The 22,827-nt window shown below is 69.6% G+C and carries 22 protein-coding genes; 11 read left to right on the top strand and 11 right to left on the bottom strand.

Translation table 11 applies throughout. From position 1 onward, the window contains the following. Positions 1-2: 2 nt before the first annotated feature. Positions 3-641, top strand: coding sequence for a DUF1349 domain-containing protein (locus tag PMI01_RS06565; protein ID WP_007665868.1), 639 nt, complete (start codon positions 3-5; stop codon positions 639-641). Here the strand turns inward: PMI01_RS06565 and PMI01_RS06560 are convergent. The 3 genes from PMI01_RS06560 to PMI01_RS06550 form a co-directional block, all read right to left on the bottom strand. Next, positions 638-1,237 (bottom strand): hypothetical protein, encoded by a 600-nt coding sequence (locus tag PMI01_RS06560; protein ID WP_007665866.1) that lies wholly within the window; start codon positions 1,235-1,237, stop codon positions 638-640. The genes PMI01_RS06565 and PMI01_RS06560 overlap by 4 nt on opposite strands. A 75-nt stretch (positions 1,238-1,312) precedes the next feature. Further along, positions 1,313-1,699 (bottom strand): type II toxin-antitoxin system VapC family toxin, encoded by a 387-nt coding sequence (locus tag PMI01_RS06555; RefSeq protein ID WP_007665863.1) that lies wholly within the window; start codon positions 1,697-1,699, stop codon positions 1,313-1,315. Positions 1,700-1,711: 12 nt separating this feature from the next. Beyond that, positions 1,712-1,951, bottom strand: coding sequence for an antitoxin (locus PMI01_RS06550; protein WP_007665861.1), 240 nt, complete (start codon positions 1,949-1,951; stop codon positions 1,712-1,714). A gap of 95 nt (positions 1,952-2,046) precedes the next feature. Here PMI01_RS06550 and PMI01_RS06545 point away from each other — a divergent pair, with 95 nt between their 5' ends. Beyond that, entirely contained in the window at positions 2,047-4,605 is a 2,559-nt protein-coding gene (locus PMI01_RS06545; RefSeq protein ID WP_007665859.1) for a helicase-related protein, read from the top strand. After that, the gene (locus PMI01_RS06540) at positions 4,602-4,883 is read left to right on the top strand and encodes an RNA-binding S4 domain-containing protein (protein ID WP_007665857.1); all 282 of its coding nucleotides are present in this window, start codon (positions 4,602-4,604) and stop codon (positions 4,881-4,883) included. Before PMI01_RS06545 ends, PMI01_RS06540 begins: the two co-directional genes overlap by 4 nt. Positions 4,884-5,007: 124 nt before the next feature. On the opposite strand, the gene PMI01_RS06535 is transcribed toward PMI01_RS06540, so the two are convergent. Further along, positions 5,008-7,062: a putative bifunctional diguanylate cyclase/phosphodiesterase gene (locus tag PMI01_RS06535; RefSeq protein ID WP_051989921.1), complete on the bottom strand. Its 2,055-nt coding sequence runs from the start codon at positions 7,060-7,062 to the stop codon at positions 5,008-5,010. 300 nt (positions 7,063-7,362) lie between these two features. Here PMI01_RS06535 and fdxA point away from each other — a divergent pair, with 300 nt between their 5' ends. Together fdxA and PMI01_RS06525 are read left to right on the top strand one after the other, a co-directional pair. Further along, on the top strand, positions 7,363-7,704 hold the full coding sequence (fdxA, locus tag PMI01_RS06530; RefSeq protein WP_007665854.1) for a ferredoxin FdxA: 342 nt from the start codon (positions 7,363-7,365) through the stop codon (positions 7,702-7,704). A gap of 314 nt (positions 7,705-8,018) precedes the next feature. Then, positions 8,019-8,534, top strand: a complete 516-nt coding sequence (locus PMI01_RS06525) for a CarD family transcriptional regulator (RefSeq protein WP_007665853.1) — start codon at positions 8,019-8,021, stop codon at positions 8,532-8,534. Between the two features lie 98 nt (positions 8,535-8,632). On the opposite strand, the gene PMI01_RS06520 is transcribed toward PMI01_RS06525, so the two are convergent. The 3 genes from PMI01_RS06520 to PMI01_RS06510 all read right to left on the bottom strand — a co-directional run bounded on the left by PMI01_RS06520 (position 8,633) and on the right by PMI01_RS06510 (position 12,996). After that, positions 8,633-9,022 carry a response regulator gene (locus PMI01_RS06520; RefSeq protein WP_007665852.1) on the bottom strand — a complete coding sequence of 130 codons (390 nt, stop codon included), beginning with the start codon at positions 9,020-9,022 and terminating at the stop codon, positions 8,633-8,635. Positions 9,023-9,027: 5 nt separating this feature from the next. Continuing rightward, a complete protein-coding gene (locus tag PMI01_RS06515; protein WP_007665851.1) occupies positions 9,028-12,342 on the bottom strand; it encodes an ATP-binding protein in 3,315 nt (1,104 codons plus the stop codon). 114 nt (positions 12,343-12,456) lie between these two features. Then, positions 12,457-12,996 carry a DUF1993 domain-containing protein gene (locus tag PMI01_RS06510; protein WP_007665850.1) on the bottom strand — a complete coding sequence of 180 codons (540 nt, stop codon included), beginning with the start codon at positions 12,994-12,996 and terminating at the stop codon, positions 12,457-12,459. Between the two features lie 139 nt (positions 12,997-13,135). On the opposite strand from PMI01_RS06510, the gene PMI01_RS06505 reads away from it, so the two are divergent. From PMI01_RS06505 to PMI01_RS06495, 3 genes are all read left to right on the top strand, one after another. Next, positions 13,136-13,501 (top strand): GFA family protein, encoded by a 366-nt coding sequence (locus tag PMI01_RS06505; RefSeq protein WP_007665849.1) that lies wholly within the window; start codon positions 13,136-13,138, stop codon positions 13,499-13,501. An 87-nt stretch (positions 13,502-13,588) separates the two neighbouring features. Next, complete coding sequence (locus tag PMI01_RS06500) at positions 13,589-14,176, top strand: GNAT family N-acetyltransferase (protein ID WP_007665848.1); 588 nt, start codon at positions 13,589-13,591, stop codon at positions 14,174-14,176. A gap of 72 nt (positions 14,177-14,248) precedes the next feature. After that, entirely contained in the window at positions 14,249-15,916 is a 1,668-nt protein-coding gene (locus tag PMI01_RS06495) for a putative bifunctional diguanylate cyclase/phosphodiesterase (RefSeq protein ID WP_007665847.1), read from the top strand. Here the strand turns inward: PMI01_RS06495 and PMI01_RS06490 are convergent. From PMI01_RS06490 to PMI01_RS06480, 3 genes are all read right to left on the bottom strand, one after another. After that, positions 15,867-16,865 carry a hypothetical protein gene (locus PMI01_RS06490; RefSeq protein ID WP_007665845.1) on the bottom strand — a complete coding sequence of 333 codons (999 nt, stop codon included), beginning with the start codon at positions 16,863-16,865 and terminating at the stop codon, positions 15,867-15,869. The genes PMI01_RS06495 and PMI01_RS06490 overlap by 50 nt on opposite strands. Before the next feature lie 210 nt (positions 16,866-17,075). Beyond that, positions 17,076-17,969 (bottom strand): slipin family protein, encoded by an 894-nt coding sequence (locus PMI01_RS06485; RefSeq protein WP_007665844.1) that lies wholly within the window; start codon positions 17,967-17,969, stop codon positions 17,076-17,078. Between the two features lie 112 nt (positions 17,970-18,081). After that, positions 18,082-18,681 (bottom strand): YqgE/AlgH family protein, encoded by a 600-nt coding sequence (locus tag PMI01_RS06480; protein ID WP_007665843.1) that lies wholly within the window; start codon positions 18,679-18,681, stop codon positions 18,082-18,084. Positions 18,682-18,792: 111 nt separating this feature from the next. Between PMI01_RS06480 and PMI01_RS06475 the strand changes: the two genes are divergently transcribed. Continuing rightward, the gene (locus PMI01_RS06475; protein WP_007665842.1) at positions 18,793-19,275 is read left to right on the top strand and encodes a peroxiredoxin; all 483 of its coding nucleotides are present in this window, start codon (positions 18,793-18,795) and stop codon (positions 19,273-19,275) included. Positions 19,276-19,438: 163 nt separating this feature from the next. Here the strand turns inward: PMI01_RS06475 and PMI01_RS06470 are convergent, their stop codons facing one another. Beyond that, the gene (locus PMI01_RS06470) at positions 19,439-21,211 is read right to left on the bottom strand and encodes an acyl-CoA dehydrogenase (RefSeq protein WP_007665841.1); all 1,773 of its coding nucleotides are present in this window, start codon (positions 21,209-21,211) and stop codon (positions 19,439-19,441) included. A 170-nt stretch (positions 21,212-21,381) separates the two neighbouring features. On the opposite strand from PMI01_RS06470, the gene PMI01_RS06465 reads away from it, so the two are divergent. Further along, complete coding sequence (locus tag PMI01_RS06465; protein ID WP_007665840.1) at positions 21,382-22,011, top strand: YceI family protein; 630 nt, start codon at positions 21,382-21,384, stop codon at positions 22,009-22,011. A gap of 40 nt (positions 22,012-22,051) precedes the next feature. Next, on the top strand, positions 22,052-22,827 hold a 776-nt coding region (locus PMI01_RS06460; RefSeq protein WP_007665839.1), incomplete at its 3' end, for a cytochrome b.

The raw sequence follows: 22,827 nt of genomic DNA, 5'->3' as shown, positions 1-22,827 counted from the left end.
CCATGACCCTTCTTCCCGATCGCCGCGCCGTCCTGGCCGGCGCCCTTGCCGCCGCCGCGACGCCCCTGACCGCCCGCGCCCAGGCCGAGGCCCAGGCTCAGGGGTGGCGCTGGCTCAACGCGCCGAAGACCTGGCGGCGGACCGCCGACGGCCTGGTCTGCGCCGCCGAGCCCGGCTCGGACTTCTGGCGACTGACGGCCGGGGCCGGGCGAATCGACAGCGGCCACTTCTTCCACTGCCTGGTGGGGGGCGATTTCGAGGCGTCGGTGACCCTGGCGGGCGACTACGCCGCCGACGCCGACCAGACGGGGCTGATGGTGCGGGTCGACGCCGCCAACTGGATGAAGACTGGCGTCGAATGGCTGGGCGGCCGGTTGCACGCGGCCAGCGTCTTCACCCGCGACTGGTCCGACGGCTCGTCCCAGCCCCTGGATGGACAGGCCGGCCCGGTGCGGGTCCGGATCAGCCGCAAGGGCCAGACCCTGGCCTGCGCCTACGCCCTGGCCGACGGCAAGTTCGTCGACAGCCGGATCGGCCACCTGCCGATGGGCGCCGGCGTCGAGGTCGGACTGATGTGCGCCGCCCCGACCGGCAAGGGGTTCGAGGCGCGGTTCACCGACCTGGGTTTGAAGGCCGGCTAGGGCGCGCCGAGGTGTAGCCAGGCGGCCTGGGTGGCGAGCCGGTAGTCCGCGTTCCACGGCGGGCCGAGCGCCGCGCCCAGGGCCTTCAGCCGCGCCTCCAGCGTCGCGCCGTCGATCCGCAGCGCCTGGCCCAGCCGGGCGGGCAGGTCGCGCTCGACCACCCGGCGGACCTCCAGCCCCAGCCCGGCGCACGCCGAGGCGACGACCTCGCGATAGAACTCGCCCTCGGCGGCGTGGATGCGGGCATGGACCCGCAGGATGTCCTCCAGGTCCTGTGGAAGCTTCGCGGTTCCGGTCGGGGCGACGGCGACGCGGACCTCGACGCCGTCGCGCCGCAGGTCGGCGACGAGGTCGCCGATTTCACGCGCCGCGTTGGCTTGCGTCGCCGCGTGAACCTCGGCGATCAGGGCGTGGGCCCGGGCCGGCTCCAGCGTCGCGGCCTGGTGATAGACGAAGCGTTCCCGGCCGGCGGCGAAGACGACCCGCCGACGCGCGACGACGCGCGGCGCGTCAAACGGTCCCGCGAGCGCGACGACCGCGGTCCAATAGGTGTGGGGCCGAAATCCCAGGACGGCCGTGGATGGCCTGTCGCCCATCGCGTCCTCCGCGAGGGCCACGGTACGCCCGAGCTCGCTACGGCGCCACCGCTCTGAAGTCCTCCCCGCGCCCGCTCACCATTCCAGCAGCGACAGGCCCGGCACATCCCGGAAGTCGGCGGCGTTGCGGGTGATCAACGTCGCGCGGTGAACCAGCGCCTGGGCGGCGATCATCCGGTCGAGGATCTTGCGTCGCGAATAGCCCGCCGTCTCAAGGATCGTGCGGTAGGCGTCCGCGGCCTCGGCGTCGAAGGCCAGGACGGGCAGGGCGTCCAGCATGACGTCGAGGCGGGCCCGCCGAAGCCCGGCCTCCGACGGCTCGCGATAGACCCCGCCTTCGAGTTCGACGCGCGTGACGATCGACAGCAGGATGGCGCCGTCGAGTTCCGCGATCTTCGCGGTGACCAGCGGGTCGCCGTCGCGCAGGTGGATCGCGACGTTGGTGTCGAGAATGTAGGTCACCGGCTGGACCGCCTAGAGACCGGGCCGTTCTGGCGGCGGCTCCTCGTCGCGCGCCTCGATGGCGGCGGGCCGGGGCAAGGCCGCCAGACGACTGACCAGATCGCCGACCGATACGCGGGCGGGGTAGATGGTCAGCACATCGCCGGAGCGCACCAGGGTAAGCTCGACATCGGCCCCGAAGGCGACATCGCGCGGCAGGCGAACCGCTTCGCTATTGCCGCTCTTGAAGGTGCGGCTGGTCACGATCGTCATCTCGATCCTCCGTCATCACGTGTATATACATCTATTGACATTCGCCGTCCACGCCGCCGCTTGCCTCGCCCCGATTCCCATCCCACCTTTAGATCATGAGCGACCGTTCCACCGGACTGGCCCCCTCCAAGCTCACGGCGGTTCTCGGCCCCACCAACACCGGCAAGACCCATCTGGCCGTCGAGCGGATGCTGGGCCACGCCTCGGGGATGATCGGCCTGCCGCTGCGGCTGCTGGCCCGCGAGATCTACGACCGCATCGTCAAGCTGCGCGGCAAGGCCTCGGTGGCCCTGATCACCGGCGAGGAGAAGATCGCCCCGCCGCGCGCCGCCTATTTCGTCTGCACCGTCGAGGCCATGCCCCTGACCCGCGAGGTCGAGTTCCTGGCCGTCGACGAGATCCAGCTGTGCGCCGACCCCGAGCGCGGCCACATCTTCACCCACCGGCTGCTGCACGCCCGGGGCCGGTACGAGACCATGCTGCTGGGGGCCGGGACCATGGCCCCGCTGATCCGCCGCCTGCTGCCCGACGCCGAGATCGTCACCCGCGAGCGGTTCTCAAGCCTGACCTATTCCGGGTCCAAGAAGCTGACCCGCCTGCCGCGCCGCAGCGCCGTGGTCGCCTTCTCGACCGACGCCGTCTACGCCATCGCCGAGCTGATCCGCCGCCAGCGGGGCGGGGCGGCGGTGGTCATGGGTTCGCTGAGCCCCCGCACCCGCAACGCCCAGGTGGCCCTCTACCAGAGCGGCGAGGTCGATTTCCTGGTGGCCACCGACGCCATCGGCATGGGCCTGAACATGGACGTCGACCATGTGGCCTTCGCCGGCCTGCGCAAGTTCGACGGCCGCCGCACCCGCTGGCTCTATCCGCAGGAGGTGGCCCAGATCGCCGGCCGGGCTGGGCGCCACACCCGCGACGGCACCTTCGGGGTGACCGGCGACTGCGAGGAGATGGACGAGGACCTGGTCGAGAGCGTGGTCAATCACCGGTTCGAGCCGGTGTTGGGCGCGGAGTGGCGCAACGCTCGCCTCGACTTCGGCAACCTGACGAGCCTTCTGCGCTCGCTGGCCGAGCCGCCGAACCGCGCGGGCCTGAAGCTGTCGGCCGAGGCGCTGGACGAGCGCACCCTGCGCAAGCTGGCCCAGCAGGAGGACGTGGTCGCCCGCTGCAAGGCCGACCGCTCGGCCCTGATCCGGCTGTGGGACGTCTGCCAGACGCCGGACTTCCGCAAGACCACCGACGACGACCACCAGCGCATGGTCCGCACCCTGTTCGACGACCTGACCACCGGCCGCCAGCGCCTGCCGGAGGACTGGATCGCCGGCCAGTTCAAGGCCCTGGACCGTACCGACGGCGAGATCGACAGCCTGGCGGCCCGGCTGTCGGGGGTTCGGACGCTGAGCTACATCGCCAACCGCGGCGACTGGCTGGCCAGCCCCGCCCTCTGGCAGGGCGCGACGCGGCAGCTGGAGGACCGGCTGTCCGACACCCTGCACGAGAAGCTGATGGCCCGGTTCATCGACCGGCGCACCAGCGTGCTGATGCGTTCGCTGGGCGACCGCTCGACCCTGCTGGCCGGGGTCGGGGCCGACGGGGCGGTAACGGTCGAGGGGCACGTGGTCGGCCGGTTGACCGGCGTGACTTTCGTCCCGGAAAAGGGCGCCAGCGCGCTCGAGGAGAAGGCCCTGCGCAATACCGCCCAGCGGGCCGTGACCCCCGAAATCGCCCGGCGCCTGGGCAAGCTGGCCAGCGAACCGGACACCGCCTTCACCCTGACCCCCGACGGCGCGGTGCTGTGGAACGGCGAGGCGGCCGGGGCGGTGCGGGCCTTTTCTGGAGGCGGGGGCGGCGACCTGATGCATCCCCGCGCCCGGCTGCTGGGCGAGCTGGGCGACGCCTCGGCGCGCGAGCGGGCCGAGCGGCGGCTGGACGCCTTTCTCGCCGGCGAGGTCGACCGCAAGCTGCCCGGCCTGCGCAGGCTGGAGCAGGCCCTGTCCGGCGGCGCGCTGAAGGGCCTGCCGCGCGGCCTGGCCCACCGGCTGCTGGAGGCCGGCGGCGTGCTCGACAAGCGCAGCCTCGACACCGACCTGAAGGCCATGAGCCAGGCCGAGCGCCGAACCCTGAAGGCCCTGGGCGTGCGGATCGGGGCGTTCAGCCTGTTCCTGCCGTCGGTCCTGCGCGACGAGGCGACGGCCTGCGTCCGGGCCCTGACCCCAGGCGGCTGGCGAGGCCAGTCCGAGCGGCTGGCCCTGGCCCCCGACCCGGCCCCCGACGCGCGGGCCCTGGCCGCCAACGGCCTGCGGCTGGTCGGCCGCTACGTGGCGCCGGTCGAGATGCTCGAGCGGCTCGACACTCTGCTGCGCGAGGGCCAGAGGCCCGGCGGGGTGGTGCTGACCGACGCGGCGCGCGACGCCCTGGGCTGGACCGCGGCCGAGGCGGCGGCGGTGCTGCGGGCCCTGGACTACACCCCGGCCATCCGTCCCAAGGAGGGCGACCCGATCGTCTGGAAGCGGCGCGGGGCGGCCAAGCCGGAGCCCCGGGTCGTGGCCCGCCCGGACTCGCCGTTCGCCGCCCTGGCCCAGCTCACCGAGCCGCCGCCGCGCCGCAAGCGTCCGCGCCGGAGGAAGCCCGACCCCATGAAGGCCGTCTCGTGACCGACGAAGGCCATTGCCGCGCCGACGTCTGGCTGTGGCGCGCCCGGTTCTTCAAGACCCGCTCCCTGGCCGGCCGCTTCGTCGACGAAGGCCGCATCCGCCTGACCCGGGCCGGGGCCGAGAGCCGGGTCGACAAACCGTCGCGCGGGCTGAAGACCGGCGACGTGCTGGTGTTCGCGATCGGCGGGCGGCTGATCAACGTACGGATCATGGGGTTCGGGGAGCGGCGCGGGCCGGCGAGCGAGGCGCGGGAGCTGTACGAGGCGGTGGAGGGGTGACGCACTTGCCCCCACCTGACCGCTTCGCGGTCTGTCCGCCCCCATAGGGGGCGGAGCCTAAACCGCGAGGCTCTTCCCCCTATGGGGGAGGAGCGCCGAAGGCGCGGAGGGGGCAAGTGCGCCGCTACCGCCCAAACCCCCGCAAATACTCCGGCACCATCCCTGCCGGCATCGGCCGCGAGAAGTGATACCCCTGGATCTGGTCGCAGCCGTAGCCGGCCAGGGCGTCCAGCTGGCTCTGGTCCTCGACGCCCTCGGCGACCACCTTCATGCCCATGCTGGAGCCCAGGGTGATCACCGCCTTGACGATGGCGGCGTCCTCGACGTTCTGGACGAAGGACTTGTCGATCTTCAGCCGGTCGATCGGGAACTGGCGCAGGTTGGCCAGGGACGCGTAGCCAGTGCCGAAATCGTCCAGGGCGATCATCACCCCCGCCGTGTGCAGCTGGCGGACGGTGTCGCTGACCATCTCCGAGCCCCAGCCCATATAGACGTTCTCGGTGACCTCGATGGTCAGGCGGTCGCACGGCACGTTCCAGCGGGCCAGGCGCGCCTGCACCTCCTCGGCCAGCTGGCCGCTGCGGAACTGGGCGGCCGAGATGTTGACCGCCACCCGGCCGAACTCGACCCCGGCGTCCATCCAATCGCGCATCTGCTTGAGCGCGCTCTCGAAGGCCAGGTCGCCGAGCTTCAGCGACAGGTCCTGGTCCTCGAAGGCGGCCATGAAGCGGTCGGGGGTCAGGACGCCCTGCTCGGGATGGTCCCAGCGCATCAGGGCCTCGAAGCCGACGACGGTGTGCGAGTCGATATCGACCACCGGCTGGTAGTAGAGCACGAACTCCTTGGCGGTGATCGCCGCGCGCACGTCGCGCAGCAGCTCGATCCGCTGCTCCAGGGCCGAGCGCATCGAGGGATCGAACACCACGCTGCGGTTGCGGCCCTCGTCCTTGGCCCGATAGAGCGCGATGTCGGCGTTCTTGATCATGTGGCTGGGGTCGGCGTCGAGGTCGCCATGCAGGGCCGCGCCGATGCTGGCGCTGACCGAGAAGCTGCGGCCGCCATGCTCGATCGGCCGGCGCAGCAGCTCTTGCAGGGCGCTGACCGGCCGCATCATGTCGGCCTCGGAATGCAGGCCGCGCAGAATCACCGCGAACTCGTCGCCGCCCAGTCGGGCCACGGTGTCGCCCGCGCGGAAGGCGGCGTGCAGCATCTCCGACAGCCGCTTGAGCAGGGCGTCGCCGGCGTCGTGGCCCAGGGTGTCGTTGATGTCCTTGAAGTGGTCGACATCGATCATGATCAGGCCGAACAGCTCGCCCATCAGCTCCGAGGCGTCGACCGCCTCCTGGAACTTGCGCTGGAAATAGGCGCGGTTGGGAAGCCCGGTCAGCGGGTCGCGGAAGGCCAGGTTCTCGACGGCTTCGGTCTGGCGGCGGCGGTCGGTGATGTCCTTGAACAGGTTGACCAGGCGTTCCGGCTTGCCGTCGGCCCCGAGGAACTTCTTTCCGACCGAGCGCACCCAGGTCTCGACCCCGTCGTCGCGATTGAGCCGGAACTCGAACACCTGGGCCTCGCCGTCCTTACGGTTGCGGACCAGCTCGGCCATCCTCTCGCGGTCGTCGGGGTGGACGATCTCCAGCGGATCGTCCTTGAACATGCACCACTTCTCCAGCTCGGGAGAGGTGTTGGAGCAATAGATCTCGCCGGTCCGCAGGTCGTATTCGCGGACCATCAGGTCGTCGAGCTCCAGCGCCATCTTCAGGCGCTGCTGGTCGCGCTCGGCCTTCAGGGCGGTCTCGGCGAAGCCGCTGACGTCGCGGGCGGTGACGATCACCGCCAGGGTCCGGCCCAGCTCCCCCGCTTCCCCGGGGGCGCGGGTGGCGGCGAATTCGGTGCGCCAGATGCGCGGCGCGGCCCCGGCGACGCTGACCGAGCGGTAGCGCGAGAACGCCTCCCCGAACGCCACGCAACGCTCCAGCCTGTCGATGTCCTCGGGATTGACCAGGGCGCGGCGGAAGTCGTCGCCGATCTCAATGTCGGGGATCACGCCGTGGGCGGCCCAGTCGGGGCTGACGGCGGTCAGCCGGAAGGCGCTGTCGACCAGCGCCGCGGCGAACGGCGCGTGGCGCACGAACGTCTCGAAGGCGTCCATCATCAGGTGCGGGGCCTGGGCGTCCCGCATCGGGTCGGCATGTCCGATCGGGGTCGAGACCTGGGTTCGCACGGCCGCTCTCATCCTGTGTCGGGTTCCCGACTTCTTGTTTATTTTCCTCGACTTGGTTGTGACCTAGCTTCGATAAGAATTGGTAACGTAACAACGGTCTCCGACGATCCGTCGCACGCGCCTTGCCAGGCAAGATGATATGCTGAGGCCCGCTGTGAGAATTCCTCGCCCCGCGCGCAGCCATGCCGCATTGACAAGCGGGCCCATGGCTTCGAAAACGCGGCCTCCGCGCTTAAGTCGAAAACTGCCGAGCCCTCGATGACCTACATCGTTACCGACGCCTGCATCAAATGTAAGTTCATGGACTGCGTCGAGGTGTGCCCGGTCGACTGCTTCTATGAGGGCGAGAACTTCCTGGCGATCAATCCGGACGAGTGCATCGACTGCGGCGTCTGCGAACCCGAGTGCCCGATCGACGCCATCAAGCCCGACACCGAGGACGAGCCGGACGGCAAGTGGCTGCGGATCAACTCCGAATTCGCCAAGATCTGGCCCAACATCACGGTCAAGGGCGTGCCCCCGGCGGACCGCGAAGAGTTCGAGCGCGAGACCGGCAAATTCGAGAAATATTTCAGCGAAAAGCCCGGAAAAGGCTCCTAGTCGCCTCCATATCGCGTTGACTCAGGCGGCTAAACAGGCCGCAAGCCTTTCATCAAGCTGAATTTTATGATATTGTCGTTTTCGACGTAACGGTCGCGATTGCTCGCGCCTGCCCGTCATGTGGACGATGTCAGCCGTTAATCCGGCGCGCCCGATCGAAGGCGAAGGGTGACTTAGCAGCTATTTCCAAATCCGAACGGTCTTGGCCCCGCACCTCTTTCGCGGTCGGGTCCTTATCGCCGTTTGGACACCCTTTGGAAGCCTGAGTGGAATGGTGTTTTGGGCCCCGGCCCGAACTTATTGAGGACGAACGAATGAGCAAGAGCGGTCTGGAATTCTCGGTCGGCGATCACGTCGTTTATCCCGCGCACGGCGTGGGCAGCATCCAGGGCGTCGAGACCCAGGAAGTGGCCGGGATGTCGCTCGAGGTCTACATCATCACCTTCGACCACGAAAAGATGACCCTGCGCGTTCCGACCAAGAAGGCCAAGACGGCCGGCCTGCGTCCGCTGGCCGAGGGCAATGTCGTGAGCCAGGCCCTGACCACCCTGAAGGGCCGGGCCCGCGTCAAGCGCACCATGTGGTCGCGTCGCGCCCAGGAATACGAAGCCAAGATCAATTCGGGCGACCTGATCTCGATCGCCGAGGTGGTGCGCGACCTGCACCGCGCCGAGAACCAGCCGGAACAGTCCTATTCGGAGCGCCAGCTGTACGAATCGGCCCTGGACCGCATGGCCCGCGAAGTGGCCGCGATCGAGCGCATCGACCGCGAAGCCGCCATCGGCATCCTGACCAAGTCGCTGGTCAAGACCCAGGCGGCCGCCGCCTAAGCCTTATCGGCCGAGCTACACGAAGCGCCCCCGGACCCCGGTCCGGGGGCGTTTTTCGTTCTGGCCGTCATCCTCGCCGCCGGCGATCGGTCCTGGTCCTATTGGGTCCTGGATGGCGCGGCGCCCAGAACGGACAGCAGGGCCTGCTCCAGGGCGTAGGGCGTATAGGGCTTGGCCAGGGCGGGCACGTCGGCGAAGTCGGGCGAGATTCCCGCCAGCCCGTAGCCGGTGGAAAACACGAAGGGCACGCCGCCGGCCGCGAGCCGCTCGGCGACCGGATAGACCTTCTCCCCGCCCAGATTGATGTCGAGGACCGCCGCGTCGAGCGCGCCGGCCGTGCTGTCGACCAGCGCCAGGCCCCGCGACAGGGTGGCGGCGACGTCGACCACCACGCAGCCAAGATCGGTCAGCATCGCTTCGATCATCATCGCCACGATCGCCTCGTCCTCGACGAGCAGCAGCCGGACGCCGGTCAAGGAAGCGGTCATCGCGTTCACGTCACCAGACTCAGCTTGGCCGAAAGCGGCAGGCGAAGATGGCACCACAGGCCCTCCGACAGGAAGACCAATCGGGCCTCGCCGTCCATTTCCCGCGCCAGGGCCTGCTCGATCAATCGCGAACCGAAGCCGCGCCGCGACGGGACCGCCACCTTCGGTCCTCCGGACTCCCGCCAGTTTATGGTGATCGCTCCGGCGTCGGCTGTCCATTCGACGTCCACGCGGCCGTCCGGCGTCGACAGCGCGCCGTATTTGATCGCGTTGGTCGCCAGCTCGTGAAACGCCATGTTGAGGGTGACGGCGGCGTTGGGTCCCAGTCGAACCGCCGGCCCCGACAGCGAGACCCGCGCACCCGAGCCGGGGGGCGCGTGAACCTTCAAGGTGCGATCGATGACGTCGGCCAGGGCCGCGCCCTGCCAGGACGCCTCGGTCAACAGCTCGTGGGCCCGGGCCAGGGCCTGAATGCGCTCGACGAAGGCGGTGGTGAAGGTCGAGGGATGCTCGGCGTGCCGCAGCGTCTGCATGGCGATGGACTGGACGCTGGCCAGGGTGTTCTTCGCACGATGGTCGACTTCGTCGAGAAGCAGCTGCTGGCGCTGTTCGGCGGACTTGCGGGCGGTGATGTCGAGGGAGATGCCCGCCAGCCGCACGGCGCTTCCATCTTCGAACGCCGCCCGGCCGCGCGCGAGAATCCAGCCGATCCGGCCGTCCGGCTTGAGCGTGCGATATTCGATCTCGAAATCCTCTCCCGTGGAGAGCGTCCGATCGATCGCCGCCTGGCGCCGCTCGCGGTCATCGGGGTGAACCCGCGCGACGACGTCTTCCAGGCGCTCGAACGGATCGTCCGGGCCAAGCCCGAAGATCGCGCGGGCATGGGCGGATGAAGAGAACATCCCGGACGCGACGTCGAATTCCCAGCTCCCGAGGCGCCCGGCGTCGAGCGCGAATTCCAGCTGCTGCTGGGTCTGGCGAAGGGCGGCCTTGCCCTGCTCCGCGACCAGTCGCGCGCCCAGATCCTGCTCTCGCTTGGCCGCTTCGCGCCTTTGTCGCGCCAGCTTGACGGCGCCGTCCACCCGGGCGCGCAGCTCGCGGGCGCTGAACGGCTTGACCAGATAGTCGTCGGCTCCGGCCGCCAGGCCCTCGACCCGGGCCTCCTCGCCGGCCCGGGCCGACAGCAGGATGACCAGCAGGCCCTCCTGGGCGGGGTCGGCGCGCAGGGCGGCCAGCAGGCCGAACCCGTCGAGCTCGGGCATCATCACGTCGCTCAGCACCAGATCGGGCGGCGGTCCCCGCTGGACGGCGGCCAGCGCCGCCTGGCCGTTCGCCACGGCTTCGACCTGGTAGCCGCCATCCTCCAGCAGCCGCTTCACATAGCCACGCATGTCGGCGTTGTCGTCGGCCAGCACCACGCGCGGCTGGCCGTCGATCGGGGCTGTCGCTTCGGTGGCCTCATGCCCCTGGAGGTCGGCGTCGGGCAACCAGCGCAAGGCTTCGGCGACATAGGCGCTGGCCTGCACGGTGGTGGAGGCCGGGACGCCTGCGGCCGACAGGCGTTCCGGCGGCAGGTGGGCCGTCCCCCGCGGGATCGTCACCTGGAACGTCGAGCCTTGGCCCAGGCGGCTGCGCACCCCCACGGCGCCGCCATGCAGCTTGACCAGCTCATCGACCAGGGCCAGGCCGATACCGGTGCCCTCGTGGGTGCGGCCCTTCTGCCCCTCGATCCGATGGAAGCGCTCGAAGACCCGAGGCAGTTCGGCCTCGGCGATGCCCAGGCCGGTGTCGCTGACGGTGAGCTCGACCGCCTCCGCCCCCGCCCCCAAACCCGCGACGGTGCGCAAGGCCACGGTGATCTGTCCCTCGAGCGTGAACTTGAAGGCGTTGGAGATCAGGTTGAGGACCACCTTCTCCCACATGTTCCGGTCGACATGGACCAGCGCCATCGACGGTTCGCAGTCGACGACCAGCGCCAGGCCGGCCCGCTCGCAGGCGGAGCGGAAGTTGCTGGCCAGCTCGGCGGTGAGCGCGCCAAGATCGGTCGGCTCGAAGCGGCCCTGGATCCGGCCCGCCTCGACACGGGAGAAGTCGAGCAGGGAATTGACCAACTTCAGCAGGCGCTGGGCGTTGCGATGGGCGACGTCGAGCCGCTCGCGCTGGGCCAGCGGCAGGCCGGCGGCCTCGTCCAGGGCGTCCTCGATCGGCCCCAGCATCAGGGTCAGCGGCGTGCGGAATTCATGGCTGACATTGGAGAAGAACGCGGTCTTGGCCTGGTCGAGGGCGGCCAGCATCTCGGCGCGGCGGCGCTCTTCCTCGAAGGTCTTGGCATTGGCCAGGCCCGCGGCCAGGGCCGCCGCCAGCAGGCTGTGGAAATCGCGATAGGGCGCGTCGAACGGCAATCGCGGGCTGGCGCCGGCGATGAGCAGCGCCGTCGGTCGTGGCGAACCGGGAACGAAGATCGGAAAGGCCAGGCCGATGGCCGGCGGCTCCTCGTAGGGCCCGCAAGGCGCTCCGCCCAGACGCGCCGAAACATCCTCCAGCAGGATCGGTTCGCGCGTCTCGCAAAGCGCCGCCACCGGCCAGGGCTCGCCAGGGGCCGACGACAGGACGGCCGGCGCGCCGGCCGTTTCCGCCGCAAGGCCGACATGACCGACCAGGCGATAGGTCTCGGCGTCCGGACCGGCTTCGTAGAGCAGCACGAACGGCAGGTCGAACGGGTGCTCGGCGAAGGTCTCGATGGCGCGGGCGTAGACTTCGGCCGTGGTGCGCGCCTCGCCCAATCGCGCGTTCAGGTCGCGCAGCAACCGCGTCCGTCGCTCCGACAGCGTGCTGGCCGTGGTCTCGATGACCGGCAGGAAGACGCCGCCGACACCGCCGCTTTCGTCGCGGATCGGACTGAGGGAGAAGGTGAAGAAGGCTTCCTCGAGATAGCCGTTGCGGAACAGGAACATCCGCTGGTTATCCAGGAACGAGGTCGCGCCCGCCCGGGCCTGATGGAAGGGATCGCCGATGGCCGGCCAGGCCGAAGCCCAGGTCACGTCATAGGGCTCGCCGAGCGACTGGGGGTGGGCCGCCCCGCACATCACCCGATAGCCGTCGTTATAGATCTGGTTGTAGTGCGGGCCCCAGATGATGTTGATCGGGAAGTTCGAGGCCAGGCACAGGCTCACCGTCGTGCGCAGGCTCTGCGGCCAGGATTCGATCGGGCCCAGAGGGGTCTGCGACCAGTCGCTGGCGGCGATCAGCTCCGCCATTTCGCCGCCACCGGACAGAAAGTCGGAATTCCTGAACGCCGGAGCGTCGATCCGCTTGTTCATGACGGCAAGCCCTTGACTCGTTGGGTCGTCAAAAACCGATGTGCGTGGCGATAGCCTGAACTTGAGAGTCTACGCAGAGTTGTGCGCAGGCCGCAATGGCGGGCATGGCGGTGGTCAGGCGCCCGGCGCCGTCCCCGGGCGCAGATAGGGCAGGGCGTGGGGGACGTAGTCGGGCTTGCCCAGCGGCACGCCGTTGTGGCGCAGGATGTCGTAGGCGGTCACCAGATGGAAATAGAACTGGGCCAGGGACCAGTCGCGCAGGAACTGCAGGCCGTTCATGTCGAAGATCAGGCCGTTGGCCATCTTCAGCTCGATCATCCGATCCTCGGCGCCGGCGAAGGCCGCCTCGGGCGTGGCCTCCAGGTCGGCGATCGTCCCGGCGATGACGGCCTTCAGCCCTTCGATCGTGGTCTCGTCCCCGGGCATGACCCGCGGCGCCTGGCCGGTCAGCCGGGCCACCGCGTCGCTGGCCTGGAAGCAGGTGAACTTCACCTGGGCGGCCAGCGGGAACATGTCGGGCGCCAGGCGCGACTGCGGCAGCACCGAAGGCTCGAAGCCCTTGGCGCGGGCCAGCTCGACCCCCTTGTCCAACTGGGCCGACAGGGCCCGCAGCATCTGGGTGAAGGTCGGGATCGCCAGGGTGTGGAGGTTCATCTCAAGGCCTCGTGAGAACGGCGTTCATTCCTAACCCGAGCGGATCGGTGGCGACAACGCCTGGTCCCGTTGCTGACAGCAGGCTGTCAGCAGGGTGGCGCTAGACACGCCGCATCGTCCCACCGAACGGAGTTCTCCCATGACCCTCAAGGCCCGCTGCCACTGCGGCGCGACCCAGTTCGAAGTCACCCACGCTCCGGAGTGGGTGTCGGACTGCAACTGCTCGTTCTGCTCGAAGCGGGGCGCCCTGTGGGCCTATTACACGCCCGACCAGTTCAAGCTGACGACGGCCCGCGACCGGGTCTCGACCTATCAGTGGGGCGGCTATTTCGGGACGCACCACCATTGCGGGGTCTGCGGCTGCGGCACTTTTTCGCAGTTCCCCAGCTTCGAGAACGGCGTCGTCGACTACGACGCCCCCCGCATCAGCCTGAACGCCCGCCTGTTCGAGGATTTCGACCTGGGCGCCGTGCCGGTGCGCAAGACCGACGGGCGAAGCTACTGATCCTTCGCCGGGGCGCGCTTGGCGAGACCGCCCTCTTGTCTTGCGGCGCGGGAGGCTCAAAGGTGCGGTGTTGCCCAGGAACCTGTCTTGTCCGCCTTCCTTCGCCTTTTCCAGACCGATCCCGGCCCGCGTCTCGAGGGCGACAAGGTGTTCCTGCGCCTGCCCAGGCTGCATGACTACAAGGCGTGGTCGGAGCTGCGCACCCAGTCGGCCCCGTTCCTGCGGCCCTGGGAGCCGACCTGGCCGGAGGACGACCTGACCCGGACCGCCTTCCGCGCCCGGCTGGCCGCCTACGCCCGCGAGCTGGAGACCGGCGAGGCCTTTCCGTTCTTCATGTTCCGCCGCGACGACGGGGCGCTGATCGGCGGCGTCCGGCTGTTCCACATCCGCCGCGGCGTCGCCCAGAGCGCGGTGATGGGCTACTGGATCGGCCAGCCCCACGCCCGCCGCGGCCACATGCTGGACGGGGTCAAGGCGACCATCGCCTTCGCGTTCGGCGAGCTGGCGCTCCATCGGCTGGAGGCGGCCTGCATGCCGGAAAACGGCCCGTCGGCGGCGCTTTTGCTGAAATCTGGCTTCGTCGAGGAGGGATACGCGCCCGCTTATCTGAAAATTAACGGCGAATGGCGAGATCATCGTCTGTTCGGGATGGTCGCGCCCCCTCCGGCTGTTTAGGCCGGTCTTACCCTTCGGGGAGGAATCCTAGCGCGGGCCCGGACATTGCGCCCTCGGGCGCGGGATCAGGGCATGTCGTTTAAGATTAGTCAGCGACGCGTTTGGGACGCCACGGCCACGCTGGAGGCGCTGGGCGCCGCCGAGGTGGCGTTGTGGCTCTGGGAGCCCGAGCTCGACCGGCTGCGGGTCAACGGCGCGGCGCGCGCCCTGGGCATGGGGCCGCTGGCCCCCGACTGTTCCTCCGCCGCCTTCCGCGCCCTGACCCTGCCCCAGGACCGCGCCCAGGCCGAAGACATCCTCAAGGTCCGCGAGCCGGGCAGCGAGATCGTCGCCCGCCTGCGCCTGCGCGGCGCGGGCACCTGCATCTGGCGCGGCGTCTGGCTGGAGGACGGCGTGCGCGCCGCCGGCGTGGCGGTGCCCGAGACCAAGTTCGCCGCCTCCGAGCGCGACAGCCTGACCGGCCTGCTCGACCGCAAGAGCTTCATCGCCCAGGCCCGCGAGCGCCTGGCGCGGCCTGGTGTCCACGAGCTGGTGGTCGCCGACGTCGACCGCCTGCGCCGCCTGAACGAGGCCCTGGGCCACGAGCGCGCCGACCTGGTGCTAGCCGCCCTGGGCTCGCGCCTGGCCGCCGCCTTCCCGTCCGAGGCCCTGCTGGGCCGGATCGGCGAGGACGAGTTCGCGGTGCTGTGCGACCCCACCGGCTTCGAGCCGGCCGAGCTGCTGCGCGCGTCGCTGGAGCAGCCCTTGCGGGTGGCCGGCTTCGACATCCATCCCACCCTGTCGATCGGCGCCGTGGCGGCCGAGGGCGGCGAGGACGCCCCCGAGGCGGCCGAACTGCTGCGCCGCGCCGAGCTGGCTGTCGAGGCCGCCGCGGCCGGCGGACGCGGCGGGGCCGCCGCCTACGGCCGCTCGATGGAGACCGACGGCCTGTCGCGCCTGGCCCTGGAGGCCGACCTGCGCGGGGCCATCGGCCGCGGCGAGATCACTCCCTATTTCCAGCCCGTGGTGCGCCTGTCGACCGGCGCCCTGTCGGGCTTCGAGGCCCTGGCCCGCTGGATCCATCCGCGTCGCGGCATGCTGCCGCCCGACGAGTTCCTGCCGCTGGTCGAGGAAATGGGCCTGATGAGCGAGCTGGGCGAGCACATGATGCGCACCTCGGCCCGGCAACTGGCCGCCTGGCGCGCCAGCCACCCGGCGGTCGGCGCCCTGACCGTCAGCGTCAACCTGTCGACCGGCGAGATCGACCGTCCGGGCCTGGTGCAGGACGTCGCCCAGGTGCTGCGCGAGAACGGCCTGCCGCGCGGCGCGCTGAAGCTGGAAGTCACCGAGAGCGACATCATGCGCGACCCCGAGCGGGCCGCGGTGATCCTCAAGACCCTGCGCGACGCCGGGGCCGGCCTGGCGCTGGACGACTTCGGCACCGGCTTCTCGTCGCTGTCCTACCTGACCCGTCTGCCGTTCGACACGCTGAAGATCGACCGCTATTTCGTGCGGACCATGGGCGCCAACGCCGGCTCGGCCAAGATCGTCCGCTCGGTGGTCAAGCTGGGCCAGGACCTGGACCTGGAAGTCGTCGCCGAGGGCGTCGAGAACGCCGAGATGGCCCGGGCCCTGCAGTCGCTGGGCTGCGACTACGGCCAGGGCTTCGGCTACGCGCCGGCCCTGTCGCCGCAGGAGGCCGAGGTCTATCTCAATGAGGCCTATGTGGACGGCGCGGCGCCGGTGAAGGCGCGGGGCTAGACACTCCCGACGCCTTCTTCCGTGGGGGCGGTGTCGCCGAAGGCGACCGGGGGGAACGGGACCCCCTCACGCCCATTTTCTCCTCCGCCGGTCGCCGCGCGATCACTTCCTTCGCGGGGCGCGTCGGCCGTCGCACGATCGTCTCCTTCGCAGGGCCCGCCGGTCGCCGCACGATCGTCTCCTTCACAAGGCGCGCCGGGCGCCGCGCAATCGCCGCCTTCACAGGGCCCGCCGACGGTGGCGTGATCGCCGCCTTCACGGGGCTCGCCGATGGGCGGACGATCGGCTCGCTCTCGGGGGGAGGGTTCGTGAGCGCCTCATCCTGCAACAGCAGCGCCGTCGCGGTCGCCCGCAGGCGCCGTATCCGCTCCTGATAGGCCGCCAGAAGATCCTCCGGCGAAGACCGCGCCGCCGCCTCCCGCACCAGCATCCAGCGCGCCTGCGACCGCCCCAGGGCGGCTTGCGACGCACCCGCCGCCAGCACCGCTTCGTAGGCGTCCGAGGCCTGACGGTCGGCGGCGGCCAGCATGGGATCGACGCAGACCATCTGGGTGGCCATGCCGTGCGCCTCGCGGCAGGCGGCGGCCTGTTGCGTCGCCGTGCGGGGGTCGGCCAGGGGCGTGGCGACCACCGGGCCGTCGAGGGCGGTAGGCAGCACGGCCCAGGTCTCGGGATGGGTGGTGATGGCGGCCGACGGGGTCAGGACGATCTTCAGGCGCTGCGCCGACGTCGGCGGCGGATCGGGTTCGAAGCGTTCGGGCTCGCGAACCGAAGGGACGGCCGGCGAAACGTCGCGCGCCTCGCTGAGCATCAACTGCATGCCGTAGAGCCCCAAAAGGACGGCGATCGACAGCGAGAGGATCGGAAGCGGGGGCCGCGCGGGCGACGGCTCACGGCGCCGCGGGGCCCAGTTTTCCACGTCCGGCGATATCACGCGCAGGGAGGTCATGAGCGTCAGCCAGGGGTCACCTGCCCGCGCGAACGAACAGCAGACCTGAACCCAGCTTAAGAATGAAAAGCCCGTATTCCGGGGAATGCAAGCGTTGCCGTGAGTGTTTGATCGGACGCGAAGATTGGCCGCAGCGTGGGCTCCGGACGCGCTTCCGCGGCGTCGAATCGCGACGATGTCGACGACCCGCGCCGCGGCGTTTCGGCCGGACTAGTGAGCGGCCGCCGAGACCGGAACCTGCGCGACCACCGGTTCGCGAGCCAGGCCGGCGATGCCGCCCAACTGCATCGAATCCAGCGCCGTGCTGGGCACGATGACGAAGGTCGAGTTCTGCTTCAGCCCTTCGTAGAGCATGTTCATCGCCCGCAGGTGCAGGGCGGTGGGATTGCCCGCATAGCCGCGGGCCGCCTCCTGGAAGCTCTCGGCCACCTGGCGTTCGGAATCGCCCAGGATGATCCGGGCCTGGCGCTCGCGCTCGGCCTGGGCCTGCATGGACATCGCGTTCTCCAGGGCCTCGGGGATCAGGACGTCCTTGAGCTCCACCGAGATGACCTCGACGCCCCAGGGTTCGGTGCGTTCGTCGATGATCCTGCGCAGTTCCTTGCCGATCTGTTCGCGACCCTCCAGCATGGCGGCCAGCACGGTCTTGCCGATGACGTCGCGCAGGGCGGTCTGGGACGCCCAGGCGATGGCGCTGTGGTAGTCCTCGACGTCCAGCGCCGCCCGCTGCGGATCGACCACCCGCCAGAACAGCGCCGCGTCCACGTCGACGGGCACGGTGTCCTTGGTGAGGGTCTTTTCGGCCTTGAAGGTGGAGGTGATCACCCGGACGTCGATCCAGTAGGGGATGACGTCGACGATCGGGATGATCCAGAACAGGCCCGGGCCGTTGAGGGCGCGAAACCGTCCCAGGCGCAGGACGACCGCCCGTTCCCACTGGCTGGCGACCTTGATCGCCGCCGCCAGCAAGGTCGCCGCGACGACGAACATGGCCATCAGGGCGCCCGCCGTGGTGGCGTCGTCGCGGAACGGCCAGGATATCGCCGCGCCCACGCCGGCGACGAGGAAGAAGAGGGTGAGGGGAATAGCACTGGGCTGGCGCATGGGCCTGCTCCCGTGATGGATGCGGAGGCCCCGGCGCGGCGCGCCGCGACTTGCATCACCCCATTAAACGCTCATCCAAAGCGAAGGTTGCGGCGGGGAGGGGTTTCGCCGCCTAGGCCCGCCCCGATTGAGCCGACAGGTGATCGGCGGTGATCCCGATCTTGGCCAGGGCGCGGGTCCATTTGTTCTCGTAGTCGTCGCCGAACAGCAGGGTCTCGTCGGCCTCGCAGATCAGCCAGACATTGTCGCGCAGTTCCTGCTCCAGCTGTCCCGGGCCCCAGCCGGAATAGCCCAGGGCCAGGATCGCGTGGCGCGGCCGCCGCAGCCGGCTGCCCAGGGCGTCCAGCACGTCGCGGGTGACGGTCAGGGCCAGGCCGTCGGCCACCGGCACGGTGGAGTCCGGGGAGACGAAGTCGTCGGTGTGCAGGACGAAGCCGCGCTCGCGCTCGACCGGTCCGCCCAGCATCACCAGGTCGCTCAGGGCCCCGGTGTCGGGATGGACGCCCAGATTGTTGAGCAGTTCGAACAGGGTCAGGCCCTCGACCGGGCGGTTGACCGCCAGGCCCATGGCCTGCTCGGCGTCGTGGGCGCACAGATAGAGCACCGCGCGCTCGAAACGGGGATCCTCGATACCCGGCATGGCCACCAGCATCTGTCCGGCAAGAAACGCGGGCTCGGATTTCACGCCAAGGTCAGTGTGGGTCGGGTCCATAAGGAGAGGATCAGGCTGGAAGGCGCCGGTTTCAAGTCCAACCTTTCCTTGGCGATCGGCCTTCGGGGCTTTATCTCCGATCGGCTCCCTCAACGAACAGGAATCCCGCACATGGCGATCAAGGTTGGCGACACCCTTCCCTCGGCGACTTTCATGACCTTCACGGCCGAAGGCCCCGCGCCGCTGACCAGCGACGAGCTGTTCAAGGGCAAGACCGTGGCCCTGTTCGCCGTGCCCGGCGCCTTCACCCCGACCTGCTCGGCCAAGCATCTGCCGGGCTTCAAGGAGAAGTCGGCGGACCTGAAAGCCAAGGGCGTGGATGCGATCGCCTGCGTCTCGGTCAACGACGTCTTCGTGATGAAGGCCTGGGCCGCCGACCAGGGCATCACCGACGAGGTCCTGCTGCTGGCCGACGGCAACGGCGCCTTCACCCAGGCCCTGGGCCTGGAGTTCGACGGCAGCAAGTTCGGCATGGGCCTGCGCTCGCAGCGCTACTCGCTGATCGCCAAGGACGGCGTGGTCGAGACGCTGAACGTCGAAGAGGGCGGTGAGTTCAAGGTGTCGTCGGCCGACTACATGCTGGGCCAGCTGTAGGGGCTGTTCAGCCACAACCCAATTTCGTCATCCCCCGCTTTATGCGGGGGACCCAAGCAGAGTTGATCGAGGACTATCGGTTGGCGCCGCTTGGGTCCCCCGAACAAGTCGGGGGATGACGTGATTTTTGAGAGGCGGCGGATCACTCCGCCGCCTTTTTTGATCACGCCCCCAGCGCTTCCGCCGTCACCGCCGCCAGATCCTCCGCCCCCGCCGTCACCGCCGCCGCCTGGCCGGGTACGCCCGCCAGCACGTTCTGGGCGTAGACCCGCGCCAGGGCGATCTTCACGGCCTTCCAGTCGGCGTCGCCGCCTTCCATGGCCAACACCGCCAGCGCCCCCTTGGCCAGCATCCAGCCGCCGACCACGTCGCCCAGCAGCTTCAGATAGGCCGTCGCGCCGGACAGCGCGTCCGGCATGGCCCGGGCCCGGCGCTCGATCAGCCAGGCGGTGGCCCCGCTGGCGGCGTCCAGGGCGGTCTTCAGCCGCGAGGCCACCAGGTCCAGGGCCGGGTCGCCGGCGGCCTCGATCGCCTCGACGGTGTCGCGCATGTCGTCCATCAGGTCGCCGATCGCCTGGCCCTCGCCGAGCATCAGCTTGCGGCCGACCAGGTCGATGGCCTGGATGCCGTTGGCGCCTTCGTAGATCGGGTTGATGCGGGCGTCGCGATAGTGCTGGGCCGCGCCGGTCTCCTCGATGAAGCCCATGCCGCCGTGGATCTGCACGCCCATCGAGGCGACCTCGACGCCCATGTCGGTGGACCAGGCCTTGGCGATCGGGGTCAGCAGTTCCTCGCGCAGCTTGGCGGCGGCGCGTTCGGCTTCGTTGGCCCCGTGGCGCGACAGGTCGGCGGCCACGGCGGTCGACAGGCAGACGCCACGCGCCGCCTCGATCCGGGCCTTCATCAGCATCAGGGTCTTGCGGATGTCGGGATGGTCGAACAGCCGGGCCGGATAGGCGCCCGTCCAGGCCGACCGGCCCTGGGCGCGCTCCAGCGAGAAGGCCAGGGCCTGCTGGTAGGCGCGCTCGGCGATGGCCACGCCCTGCGTCCCGACCTGCAGGCGGGCGGCGTTCATCATCGTGAACATGTGGGCCAGGCCCTTGCCCAGCTCGCCGACCAGCTCGGCCCTGGCCCCCTCGTACAGCATCACGCAGGTGGGCGAGCCGTGGATGCCCAGCTTGTGCTCCAGGCTGCCCACGCGCAGGGCGTTGGCCTGGCCCAGCTTGCCGTCGGCGTCGACCAGCACCTTCGGGGCCAGGAACAGCGAGATGCCCTTGACGCCCGGAGGGGCGTCGGGCGTGCGGGCCAGCACCAGGTGGCAGACGTTGTCGGCGACGTCGTGGTCGCCCCAGGTGATGAAGATCTTCTGGCCGTTCAGCGTGTACGCGCCCGCGCCGTCCGGCGTGGCCATCGTCGTCAGGGCCGCCAGGTCCGAACCGGCCTGGGGCTCGGTCAGGTTCATGGTCCCGGTCCATTCGCCCGACACCAGCCGGGGCAGGTAGTTGGCCTTCTGGCTGTCGGAGCCATGGTGGGCCAGGGCCTCAATGGCCGCCAGGGTCAGCATCGGGCACAGGCCGAACGCCATGTTGGCGGCGTGGACCATCTCGAAAACCGCGATCTCCAGGGACTTGGGCAGGCCCTGGCCGCCGTGCTCGGGATCGGCCGCCAGGCTGTTCCAGCCGGCTTCGGCGAAGGCCTTGTAGGCGGCGGCGAACCCCGGCGAGGTGCGCACCACGCCGTTTTCCAGTTTGGCGGGGTTGAGGTCGCCGGCCCGGTTGATCGGGGCCAGCACCTCGCCGGCGAACACGCCGGCCGCTTCCAGCACCGCCTCGACCGTGTCGGCGTCGGCCTCCGGAAAGGCGGCGGCCAGGTTGTCGAAGCCGGCCACATGGCGCAGGGTGAAGGCTAGGTCACGAACGGGCGCGCGGTAGGACATGGTCGTTTCCGATCTCGACTCTTGAGTTTATGGCCCTCGTTTAGAGACATGCGGCCGGCGTGCAAAGTGAGGGTGATCACGGCTTCGTGAACCCCGCCCCCTTCTTCTACACGCCAAGCTTCTTAAGTCGGGGGTTCAGCAACTGCAGCTGTAACAATTTGGAGACTTTCATGAACCGCCGTTTCGCCCCCTCGCTCTTCAGGGGCGCCATCCTGGCCGGCGCGCTTCTGTCCGCGTCCGTCACCATCCCGGCCGTGGCTTCCGCCCAGGTCGCGACCGATCCGGCCCAGGCTCCGGCCGGCAACTGGACGCTCGACAAGCGCCACGCCAGCCTGACCATGAAGGTCACGCACTTCGGCACGTCGCACTACACCTTCCGCTTCGCCCAGGGCGCCATCGACGGGTCCTACGCCTACGACCCGGCCAAGCCGCTGGCCACCAAGGTGTCGATCACCATCGACGCGACCAAGGTCGACACCGGCCTGCCGGACTTCGACAAGGAAATCGGCACGGACCCGAAATTCTTCAACGGCGCCCAGTTCCCGAAGATCACCTTCGTCTCGACCAAGGTCGAGCCGGGCAAGCTGACCGGCGACCTGACCTTCCGCGGCGTGACCAAGCCGGTGACCCTGGACGTCACCTATAACGGCTTCGCCAAGACCCCGTTCGGCTCGCAGATCATGGGCTTCTCGGCGACCGGCAAGATCAAGCGCTCGGACTTCGGCTTCACCCACCTGGTGCCGATGGTCAGCGACGATGTCGACCTGGCGATCGAAGCCGAGTTCAATCCGAAGAAGTAAGATTCGGCCGAGCCAGTAAGCTTCAGAGACGAGGACGGCCATGACCGCCGAGACGACCCACGAGACCGCCTCGGCGGCGGCCGCTCCGAATCCCGCGCGCCCAGATGCGCGCAAACGCTACACGACGGTGGCGATCATCCTGCACTGGCTGATCGCCGCCGCCATCATCTTCCAGGTCATCCTGGGCTGGCGGATGGGCGACGAGCCCAAGGGCCCGGCCACCTACGCCATCTTCCAGCTGCACAAGTCGATCGGCATCACCATCCTGCTGCTCAGCCTGGCGCGGCTGGCCTGGCGGCTGTTCAACAAGCCGCCGCCGCACCCGGTCGGGCAGCCGCGCTGGGAGACGATCGCCTCGCACATCGTGCACGTGGCCTTCTACGTGATCATGATCGGCCTGCCGGTCACCGGCTGGATCATGGTCTCGGCCAGCAAGCTGAACATCCCGACCCTGCTGTACGGAACCGTCCCCTGGCCGCACCTGCCGTTCCTGCCCGAACTGGCCACGGGGCCCAAGCACCTCTGGTACAAGGCCGGCGAGATCAGCCATGGCCTGCTGGTCAAGACGACCTATCTGCTGCTGGCCCTGCACCTGGGCGCGGTGGCCAAGCACCAGGTCCTCGATCGCGACGAGGTGCTGGGCCACATGGCCCCCGGCGCCAAGCCGGGCTGGAAGGAGCCGCGCGCCTGGCTCGCCGCCGCCGGCCTGATCGCGGTGATCGCCGCCGGCTATCTCTACAAGCCGGCCGTCAAGCGCCCGACCGCCGCCCCGGCCGAGATCGCCGACGTCCAGGCCCCGGCGCCGAGCGTCGAGCC

The organism is Caulobacter sp. AP07, assembly GCF_000281955.1.
In the GTDB taxonomy this organism is placed as follows: domain Bacteria; phylum Pseudomonadota; class Alphaproteobacteria; order Caulobacterales; family Caulobacteraceae; genus Caulobacter.
Note: the sequence above shows the minus strand (reverse complement) of the source record. Positions and strands in the feature narration are given on the sequence as shown.